Raw genomic sequence first — 7,605 nt, 5'->3', positions numbered from 1 at the left:
CATGTCCTCGAGCTCTTTAAACGGATCCCATCTGACTAGATTAACCATAGGTTAATACCCTCCTAATTAAATCCCTAACATTGTAAAAAATTGGCACTCACGTGTCAAGAGTGCCAGAAAGTATTAAAGCTGCTCGTCTTCAATGCTGATAGTGTCATCGTCAACTTGAACGGTTTGAATTTCGAGTAAATTGAGTTCTGATTCCCAGGTATTCCAACGTATGTTTGCTTTCGGCAGCACAATATTTAAATGAGCCAATGCCTCAATAACTTCCTCGCGAAGAAGAACCGCGTCGTCTTCGTTAAGTCTTAGGTTTGGGGTGCGTCTGCCACCCGACACGGCCACGTGCAATTTCTCGTTGTTATTAGCCGCTAGCTTATTAAGGAATTCTTGAAAGACGGGGTTTTCCTCGACTTTGGCAAAATTGCCGAGAAATTTGAGCTTAGATCTGCGATCTAAGGCCACAATAATAACGCTGTGATCAACGCTCTCAGCAACGAGGCTTAGGCCCGGGCCGGCGATTTCAAACTCGCCCAGTTGTACCTCTTTAAACTCGTATATTTTAGGTTCACCGGGTAATCGTTCCATCTACTTATATTATAAAATATTATATTTTAGTAATCAATCCCCTTATTGGCAAGAAACTTATCGTCAAAGTGGTGCTTTAGCTTGGACATATCGGTGGCGATATCGACCAGCTTCAGCAAATCGGCCGGGAAATCCCGACCAGTGAGGCAAAGATTTGTCTGGCTATGCTTGGCTTTTATGAGATCGCTCAGCTGTCTTTTAGTTATCAGACCATCGTGCGCGGTGTTGTTTATTTCATCGCAGATTACCAGCTGGAATTTTCCGGACGACGCAAACCCGACAGCTTGGGTGTAGGTCTTGCGGGCGGCCTGCTTATGCCCGGCCTCGCTGACGCCCTTGGCGCTTAAGCCGCCGGCCTTGTAAAAACCCTGGCCGCCTTTTATAAACTCGAGATTTCCAGCGTAAAGTCGGCTGACGTCGCGTAGAAACTGATGCTCACCTACCTCCCAGTGTTTGATAAATTGGACAAAGGCTACCCGCCAACCAGAGCCCAAAGCCCGGGCCAAAAGGCCCAGACCGGCACTGGTTTTGCCCTTACCCTGGCCGGTAAAGACCACCGTCACCGATGGCTTGCTCTTGAAATCCTCAAACATACCTCAGCTCAGAATACGTTCAATTATTCTGAGGGTAAAGCCGATAAACAACAGTATTACGCCAAAAATAACCATCCGCCTCTCCCGCAACATGGTGTTATAAACGGCGTTATCGACGGAATGCTCTTCCCGCATGCGATCGTGGACGGCGATTACGGCGTAGGCAATAATGACTTCGCCCACTAAAATCAGCAAATCCGCGGCGTGACCGATAAACATAAGGCTTATTATAAAGTACTCGGACGACTATTCACCCGTTAGCCTAAATTCAAAGTCGGCGATTGTATCGTAAACGCCTAAATCAACCAGCCAAGCTTCAAAGGTTGCGACCAAACCGCTGAGAATCGCCAGCCCCAGCAAGACAAATACCGCCCCTAGGCTGCGTTTAAACCAGCCATGCGGGTCGCTCAGCCAGGCCAGCCGCGCGGCGGCCGCTTGGCCGGCCTTGGCCGTCGCCAATAAAACTAGCCCCAGACCGAGCGCGTAAAACAACATATAAAGTGCGCCCTCGGCAAAGGAAACCGGTAAAACCGTTGCCAGGATCAGGGCATAGGTGGGGCTGCAACTGGTAAAGACCGGGCCCAGCGCGGCGCCCAATAAAATTAAACGCCAGATGCCGCGGCTTTGGTTAGCCCGGCCGAGCCAGCGGTTAGATGCCAAATTAAATTTAAGTACCAGGCGCTCCCACCAACCTGGCCAGAGCATACTCAGGCCGAACAAGCTGATCAATCCGCCGGAAAAATACTGCCAAAATCTATCGGGGATACCAACCAAAGCGCCGCCTGCCTGGATCAGCAAAGTGAAGGCGAAGATCGATATTACCAGCGAACCGGTTATGACATACGGCGCGCTTTTTTTAGACTCGCTAGCGCCCCCGCCGACAATAACCGGCAACAACGGCAAGGTGCATGGCGCCAGGACGGTCAGGACTCCAGCGACGAATGAAACCAGGGCAAGCGGCATTTAGACGGCCCGGTCAAAAATATCGGCGCCGTCTGTGCCGTAAGTCCCCCGCCAGGGGGGCTGCACGGCGTTACCGTCCGAATCCACTTGAACGAAGGTGTACCAACCCGGCACGTTGTAGCGGGAAATCAAATCCGAGTGGGAATCGTAGTCAACTTTTAAGACTGTCAGGCCAGCTGGTACGCCGCTAGTTTGCAAGTTCGACTCGATCTGGGCACAAATCGGACAGATCCGGGCTTTGTGAAAAAACAAGACAATTTTATCGGCTTGAGCAGCTTGGAGCGTTTGGGGGCTGTAATTTGTGTAACTACCATGGCTAGCTGGCTTATCACCGGTTTTAAGTGTTTGCTCAACCGTTTGCTCGGTCATGGTGACCGGCGAATCACGCCCGGTTAACAAATAAATGCCGGTCGCCGCGATGCCTGCCACCGCCGCGAGCACGATGAATTTTACCAATTTCATTTAAACTAGGCCTTTATCGCGCAGAGCCAAATCGATCCTGGGTCGGTCAAAGCCAATGATAATGGTCCCGCCAATATCGATAACCGGCACACCCAATTGATTGGATTTGGCCAACAGTTCATTGTAGGCTTGGGCATCCTGAGTGACGTCCTTGGCTGTGAAATCGAGTTTTTTAGCCTTGAAATACTCCTTGGCCATATGACAAAAGGCGCAAGTCGGTGTGGTATACATAGTAATCGAGTTGTTCATCATTCCTCCCCCATCAGGTTAAATACTGCGCGGGCGTGGCCTCTGGCTTCGCCGACTTGATAACATATTTTTTGACCGTTTCTGAGCGGCTTGACTAGCCCGACTTTTTCCAAAATCTTCATGTGCTGTGACACGCCAGCGGTACTGATACCGACCCGGGCGGCTACTTCGCTGACACAGAGCGTTGAATCTTTTAAGAGCAAGCTAACGATTTTATAACGAGTGCCATCTCCCAGGGCATTAAAAATTGCGCTTAAGCTGGCTTTCTGGACGGCGGTTGTCATACCAATAGTTTAAGTGTTCACTTAAACTATTTCAAGCATTATTTAGTTTTTTTAGAATTTCCCTCGCCGACTAAGGCAAACAGGGCCAGGCCAAAACCTAAAGTCAGGGCCGCACCGCTGGCCAAGGGTGAAATCCGATAAAGACCGAAAGTCGCTACGAGTAAAACGCCGAGCAGCGAAACCAGCCGCCACTTGCCGAACCTCGTCCAGATAATGGTTAACAACACCACCAGCGCCGATAACAAAATATAATCGTTGGTCAAGGTATGTTCTAATTGGCTGGTTTCGGCGGTATGTAATGATTCTTCGTGCGCAAAAAACATATGTTCTTTATAATACAGGTGAAAGTGATAACTTTTATGCTTAACCGAAAATTCATCGTTTTAGGCATGGCGTTTGTGCTGGGAGTGGCTTGGCTGGTGGCACTGCGCTTTATATTCATTGTTCCCGAGGCCGTTCACTACCACGCAAGCTTCGCCGTAGTAATTGACGGCGAGAGAGAGCCGTTTGACGGCTTTGGCTTCTATGAGGAAGTTCAGGCCTGCACGGCCGAAGAAGCTCAAAACCCCCGCGGTCGGATTCATCTGCACCAGCCGAATAGCGATGTCGTCCATGTGCACGACGAGGCGGCCACCTGGGGCAATCTGTTTGAAAATCTCGGCTTGATCCTGAGTGACGAGCTTATTAAAACGCCTAAGGGCTTGTTTATCGATGGCCAGCGCGGACAACTAAGCTTTATGCTTAACGGACAAATCATTAACTCTGCTGCTAACCGGGTGGTCGGTGATACCGATCGGTTGTTGATCAGCTTTGGCACGATTAACACGCTCGAGTCCGAATTTGCCCAAACATCCTCTAATGCAGCCGAATTTAATGCCAACGTCGATCCGGCTGGTTGCGGCGGTTCCGCCAGCCCATCCCTGCTAGACCGGTTAAAACACGCCCTGTTTGAATAAAAGCACAAGCGATTTGCTATATTGACAACCCTGTGTCTTTAGGAGTAGTTTATTAGCATATACGCAGCTGTGGGGTTGCTATGTTTTATAAATCAAGGGTGGTTTATAGGAGGAATTGGCAGTGCTTAACAAGTTAAAGAAACGTTTTTATAAACTAAGCCGGACAATCCGAGAGCTATCGCAAATCGGAGTGACCGGTGTTTTTGTTTTAAGTCAACTAATAACACCCTTCTTGGCCGTTCAACCCCTAGGAGCTACCCGCCAAGACCCTAATCCTAACGACGTAGCTTATTGGTGCGGATCATATGATGGCGGCGTCAAGTTTGACGACGATAATTTTGATCAAAATAACGATAACGAACTCGATACCGGCACACTCGTGCTCGACCCGATCACCATTGAGATTGTGGATAATGGTAAGACCGAGGTCGGCTCCGCCAGCGGCGACGGTGTCACAATTACAAAGATTATTGTCAAAGGCGGCAGCAGCGGCGGTAACGAAGGCAATGGCAATCAGTCCTACGACCCGGTATTTGATTTCCCATTGGCGGCTCCGGATAACTCGGGCGGTCAGCAATCAGACGTCAGCCACGTAATTGTCTGTTACGACAATGTCAGGACAGGCGATATCAAAGTCAAAAAGTATGAAGACAAAGACGGCGACGGACGGCTTGACGGCGGTGAAAATGATGATGTCGGCGGATGGAAAATCCGGCTTTACGACAGCAATTGGAATTTCCTCGAGGAACTTACTACCAGTGACTCTAACTGGGTAGAATTTGAAGACTTGCCGTATGGGACATATTTTGTCTGCGAGAAAAACCAATCTGGTTGGGCACAGACCGACCCGGAATCTGACGAAGGTGTCGCCAATGATTCTCCTAACAAGGCCGAAGAAGCTGCGCGTTGCTGGCAGGTCACCGTTGATGACGATGACGAATCCGTGAGGTTTGGTAATCAGGAGTTGCCGACTGGTGATATCAAAGTCAAAAAATTCAATGACAAAAATGGTAGCGGACTTAAAGCTAACGACGAGCCGTATTTGGAAGACTGGACAATTAGGTTGTACAACGCCAACTGGCAGCTTGTTGATAACGGTCAGACCGATGATAGTAGTTGGCTAGAGTTTGAGGACTTAATATTAGGTCAGTACTTTGTTTGCGAGGTACAAAAAACGAGCTGGGCGCAGACCGCACCAGGAAGTAACACTGGCGTATCAAATCAGTCTGGCGAAACCGATGAGGCCGAGTGGTGCTTTGACATAACCTTGACTAAAGACGAGGATGAACAACTCAAGTTTGGTAACCAAGAGCGGCCTGAGGGTGAGCTGAAGGTTAAGAAAGTCGTTATTAATGACGACGGGGGCACTATGACTGCCGGCGACTTCAGATTCAAGCTCAATGATGGTACGCCGACTTACTTTAACGAAGACGCGGCCAACGAACTCATGGGACAAAACGTGCTTACACTACCGGCTGGTGGTAGTTACGATATCACCGAGCCGACTGTTAACGGCTATGCGACCACCTACACGAGCTGCTATCAGGTCACCATTGTCAGTGGTCAAACGCAGACCTGTATTATCACCAATAATGACATCGCGCCAATCTTAACGCTTAAGAAGATTGTCGAGGACAAGTTTGGTGATGATGCCGAACCAAAAGATTGGTTGTTGACAGCGCAGCCGGACACCGGCGACGCGACCTCAGGCAACGGTGAGGATGGTTTCATTGACGTTCCGCTTAAGGCCGGAACAACCTATACGCTCAGCGAGGCCGGGCCCGACGGCTATGAAGCCGGCGAGTGGGTCTGTACAAGTTCGGCTGGCACTTTCTCTCAGCCTAACGGTAGCGACAGTGTTCGAATGCGCTTAGGAGCCGACGTAACGTGTGAGATTACCAATACGTCAATCGGCCCAATGTTGCGGCTCAAGAAGATTGTCTACAATAATAATGGCGGTAAGGCCTTAGCTTCTGATTTTCGGCTGACAGCGGCCGACGGTGTCTATACCGTGATCGACGAATACGGCGAGCAAGCCCAGTATGGTAATTTTGCCTCTACCCAGTGGTACGACGTTCAAACAGACAAATGGTACAAGCTGAGCGAGTACGGCCCTGACGGTTACCGAGCCAGTGGCTGGGAGTGCGACGGCGGTTACGTAAGGTACCATGAGGGCAATTATTACGTCAAACTTGGTTTGGCGGACAGAGTCACCTGTAAGATTGTGAATCATGACATCGCTCCGAGAGTGATTGTTAAGAAGATTACCCTCGACGGCGGGCACAACCCATTCGTAAGCCAAGAGAAGTTTGACTTTGAGGTCAAGAACATCTTCCACCCGTGGGACGAGCACGACTTCAAGCTAGACACTAACCCATTTACCTGGTGGATAGACAACGAAAAAGAGATCGAGCTGAACAAGGCCGGTTTGATAAAAATCAGCGAGGACGAGGAGCGCGGCTGGACGACCTATGTCAAGTGCTTCAAACTCGGTGACAACCCGGAACTGTTGTTAAACAATTCGCTGTTTTCTAACCCGTTTGGTTTCGGCTTTGACCACCGTCCCGACAACAAGACGATCGAATGGGTCGGCATCGGTGAGACACTGAAGTGTATCTTCCTCAACGTGGAGAAAGCTGAAGTCGAGGTCATCAAATACCATGATCTCAACCAAAACGGTGAGTTTGACAAGTATGAAGAGCCCAAACTGCCGGATTGGAAGTTCTTCTTGGATAAGTGTAACGAGGACTTCAACATCATCAACCTTGGCAGTTATGGTAGTTGTGAAGACGACCATAACCTGCCGTTCAACCAAAACTTTGGTTCACAATCAAATTTCTGGAACCACGGCTGTTGGGGCGGGCACGACTATTGCGAGACTACCGATTACGCGGGCGAAGCCGAGTTTGACGACATTAAGCCCTTCACTACCTACAAATTGAGCGAGAAGCTAAAAAAAGGCTGGATCCAAGGAAGCATCAAGTGTGATTATCGGGGACATAACGGTTACCCCAACGGCGAGGGTGTTGCGACTGACTACAACGAATACCTCATCCGCCCTCTGCCCGGCGCTAAGATCAAGTGCTACGTCGGCAACTACCAGGATGCCGAACTGACAATTGCCAAATCCAACGACGCCGTTGACGCCCTGCTACCCGGCCAGACCGCCAACTTCACCATTGTTGTCACCAATCCAGCCGAAAACAGCGGTAACCTCTATGATGTCATCGCTTACGACCTGCTGCCTCAAGGACTGACCTACGTCAGCGGCAGCGCCCAGGTTAATGACGTGGCCGCCGTTCCGGAGCCCGATTACACGACCGATGATCCGGCCGAGTGGCACCTGGGTGATATGTCCCCAGGTGATGTTAAGACTTTGACCTACACCGCTATTGTTGACGAAGACACCCAGCCTGGTACCTACACCAACGTCGCGTGGACGGATGGCTGTGAACAACTTTCGCTTAACTACTTCAACGGCGAGACGTTTGTCAGCCAGGAATATGAACC

Annotated in this window: 10 protein-coding genes; 2 read left to right on the top strand and 8 right to left on the bottom strand. The window is 50.0% G+C overall.

Annotation, left to right across the window (positions count from 1 at the left end; translation table 11 throughout):
- Positions 1-123: 123 nt before the first annotated feature.
- The 8 genes from VGA08_03375 to VGA08_03340 are packed head-to-tail and all read right to left on the bottom strand — an operon-like array spanning position 124 to position 3,462.
- Positions 124-588 carry a hypothetical protein gene (locus VGA08_03375; GenBank protein ID HEX9679635.1) on the bottom strand — a complete coding sequence of 155 codons (465 nt, stop codon included), beginning with the start codon at positions 586-588 and terminating at the stop codon, positions 124-126.
- Positions 589-614: 26 nt separating this feature from the next.
- On the bottom strand, positions 615-1,181 hold the full coding sequence (locus tag VGA08_03370) for a cob(I)yrinic acid a,c-diamide adenosyltransferase (protein HEX9679634.1): 567 nt from the start codon (positions 1,179-1,181) through the stop codon (positions 615-617).
- A gap of 3 nt (positions 1,182-1,184) precedes the next feature.
- Positions 1,185-1,400 carry a hypothetical protein gene (locus VGA08_03365; protein ID HEX9679633.1) on the bottom strand — a complete coding sequence of 72 codons (216 nt, stop codon included), beginning with the start codon at positions 1,398-1,400 and terminating at the stop codon, positions 1,185-1,187.
- Positions 1,401-1,427: 27 nt separating this feature from the next.
- Positions 1,428-2,144 carry a cytochrome c biogenesis protein CcdA gene (locus VGA08_03360; GenBank protein ID HEX9679632.1) on the bottom strand — a complete coding sequence of 239 codons (717 nt, stop codon included), beginning with the start codon at positions 2,142-2,144 and terminating at the stop codon, positions 1,428-1,430.
- Positions 2,145-2,606 carry a hypothetical protein gene (locus VGA08_03355; protein HEX9679631.1) on the bottom strand — a complete coding sequence of 154 codons (462 nt, stop codon included), beginning with the start codon at positions 2,604-2,606 and terminating at the stop codon, positions 2,145-2,147.
- Positions 2,607-2,858, bottom strand: a complete 252-nt coding sequence (locus tag VGA08_03350) for a glutaredoxin domain-containing protein (GenBank protein HEX9679630.1) — start codon at positions 2,856-2,858, stop codon at positions 2,607-2,609.
- On the bottom strand, positions 2,855-3,139 hold the full coding sequence (locus VGA08_03345; GenBank protein HEX9679629.1) for a metalloregulator ArsR/SmtB family transcription factor: 285 nt from the start codon (positions 3,137-3,139) through the stop codon (positions 2,855-2,857). Before VGA08_03345 ends, VGA08_03350 begins: the two co-directional genes overlap by 4 nt.
- A 38-nt stretch (positions 3,140-3,177) precedes the next feature.
- A complete protein-coding gene (locus tag VGA08_03340; protein HEX9679628.1) occupies positions 3,178-3,462 on the bottom strand; it encodes a hypothetical protein in 285 nt (94 codons plus the stop codon).
- An 18-nt stretch (positions 3,463-3,480) separates the two neighbouring features.
- Here VGA08_03340 and VGA08_03335 point away from each other — a divergent pair, with 18 nt between their 5' ends.
- Together VGA08_03335 and VGA08_03330 are read left to right on the top strand one after the other, a co-directional pair.
- Complete coding sequence (locus VGA08_03335; protein HEX9679627.1) at positions 3,481-4,095, top strand: hypothetical protein; 615 nt, start codon at positions 3,481-3,483, stop codon at positions 4,093-4,095.
- A gap of 121 nt (positions 4,096-4,216) precedes the next feature.
- The coding region (locus VGA08_03330; protein ID HEX9679626.1) for an SdrD B-like domain-containing protein at positions 4,217-7,605 on the top strand (3,389 nt) is incomplete at its 3' end.

It is taken from the genome of Candidatus Saccharimonadales bacterium, from assembly GCA_036397795.1.
Taxonomy (GTDB): domain Bacteria; phylum Patescibacteriota; class Saccharimonadia; order Saccharimonadales; family DASWIF01; genus DASWIF01.
This window is presented reverse-complemented; position numbering and strand designations above follow the sequence as displayed.

Coding starts and splice junctions, on each gene's coding strand:
- VGA08_03375 (HEX9679635.1), bottom strand. CDS start 588: ATGGAACGATTACCCGGTGAACCTAAAATATACGAGTTTAAAGAGGTA.
- VGA08_03370 (HEX9679634.1), bottom strand. CDS start 1,181: ATGTTTGAGGATTTCAAGAGCAAGCCATCGGTGACGGTGGTCTTTACC.
- VGA08_03365 (HEX9679633.1), bottom strand. CDS start 1,400: ATGTTTATCGGTCACGCCGCGGATTTGCTGATTTTAGTGGGCGAAGTC.
- VGA08_03360 (HEX9679632.1), bottom strand. CDS start 2,144: ATGCCGCTTGCCCTGGTTTCATTCGTCGCTGGAGTCCTGACCGTCCTG.
- VGA08_03355 (HEX9679631.1), bottom strand. CDS start 2,606: ATGAAATTGGTAAAATTCATCGTGCTCGCGGCGGTGGCAGGCATCGCG.
- VGA08_03350 (HEX9679630.1), bottom strand. CDS start 2,858: ATGATGAACAACTCGATTACTATGTATACCACACCGACTTGCGCCTTT.
- VGA08_03345 (HEX9679629.1), bottom strand. CDS start 3,139: ATGACAACCGCCGTCCAGAAAGCCAGCTTAAGCGCAATTTTTAATGCC.
- VGA08_03340 (HEX9679628.1), bottom strand. CDS start 3,462: ATGTTTTTTGCGCACGAAGAATCATTACATACCGCCGAAACCAGCCAA.